1 protein-coding gene and 1 pseudogene are annotated in these 511 nt (G+C 31.9%); one reads left to right on the top strand and one right to left on the bottom strand.

Going from position 1 to position 511, the window contains the following annotated elements:
- Nucleotides 1-143, top strand: a pseudogene (locus J5M67_RS30020) (transposase); the annotation flags it as partial.
- Here the strand turns inward: J5M67_RS30020 and J5M67_RS27885 are convergent.
- Nucleotides 144-511, bottom strand: a 368-nt coding sequence (locus tag J5M67_RS27885) for a hypothetical protein (protein ID WP_207888606.1), incomplete at its 5' end; no start/stop codon positions are given.

The raw sequence follows: 511 nt of genomic DNA on the forward strand, positions 1-511 counted from the left end.
ATCTACCTCCGTACTCTCCAGATTTAAATCCTATTGAAAAGGTTTAGGCTAACTTTAAAAAAATATTTAGAAAAGTGAATAATAGTTTTGAAAAATTTTGTGATGCTATCTCTTATGTGTTTAACAAAATATTCTCGGATTAACTATATATACTCTTGAATGCCTTTTAATAATGCTGAAAGAGCAGAGTTTTCGCCACGGCCTGTAATTCTATAGTCTGTATTGCCAAAGAATCTTCCCTTAAGCTCGACATAAGTTTCACCATTAGATTTACCATAATCTATAGCTGATACATGAATCGGAGATTTAATCTGTTTATAAGCCTGTATTAACTCTTCATCTGTGATACCTTTTCTACGCTCATGATAAATATCTTTTATTTGCTGAGCTATAGCAGCCTTTTCTTTGTCATCACAAATATAACCATTTTCTTCGATAATTTTCTTAGCATGGTTACCACCTGATAATGGACCAAAAATAAAGCTAATTTCATTACCGACAGATTCTGGAT

The organism is Pseudomonas sp. 30_B (assembly GCF_017491605.1).
GTDB lineage: Bacteria > Pseudomonadota > Gammaproteobacteria > Pseudomonadales > Pseudomonadaceae > Pseudomonas.